This window comes from Endozoicomonas atrinae (genome assembly GCF_001647025.1).
GTDB classification, from domain to species: Bacteria; Pseudomonadota; Gammaproteobacteria; order Pseudomonadales; family Endozoicomonadaceae; genus Endozoicomonas; species Endozoicomonas atrinae.
This window is the reverse complement of sequence record NZ_LUKQ02000708.1, coordinates 1-672: the sequence shown is the minus strand read 5'-3', so window position 1 is coordinate 672 and position 672 is coordinate 1. Positions and strand designations below refer to the sequence as shown.

The window sequence follows — 672 nt, the reverse complement described above, 5'->3', positions numbered from 1 at the left end:
GCGATCTCTACACCGCCTCTGGCGACAAACTGACCGAGCTGTACAACTACCGTGGCGATCTCGAATCCCAGGCTCAAGAGCTGCTCAACGCCAACCAAGACGTCGACTTCCTCGACCTCAACCAGCTCGAAGGCGTCGAGAGCCAGTTCAATAACATTAACGACCTGGTATCAAGATACGGAGCCACTGCCGCCGGTGACGAGATCAGCCAGCTTCAGGCACTTCTTGGCCAGAACCGTACCCGTCTCGAAACCGACGCCGCCAACGTAGCCGCCGCCCAGAATCAGGCCGCGAACGAAATCACCCGTATGCTCGACAGCTCCGGCAACATCATCGCGGGCAACCTGCCGTTCAACGAATTTCTCACCGAAGAAGAGTACCTGGCCCTGATGCGCCAACAGGAAGAAGAGGAAGACAACCCCTTCCTCAACCCCACCTTCGCCGCATCGGTCGGCATCAAAGTCTAAGGAGGAACGCTTATGTCAGGTGCAGCGATAGCATCAGGAGCCGCATCAGGAGCCGCTACCGGATCAATGTTTGGCCCTTGGGGTACCGCTATCGGTGCCGGTCTCGGAGCCTTAACATCTGGAATGCAGGCCGGAGCCGCCGCCGATCAGGCCGCACAGGCCGCCTCCCTGCAACAGCAGCAGTTACAGGAGCAGCGTCGTCAAT

General features: G+C 58.9%; 1 protein-coding gene and 1 pseudogene. Both read left to right on the top strand.

Translation table 11 applies throughout. The features are described from left to right. The coding region (locus tag AK963_RS34255; protein WP_175404771.1) for a hypothetical protein at positions 1–467 on the top strand (467 nt) is incomplete at its 5' end. 12 nt (positions 468–479) lie between these two features. Then, positions 480–672, top strand: a pseudogene (locus AK963_RS30190) (hypothetical protein); the annotation flags it as partial.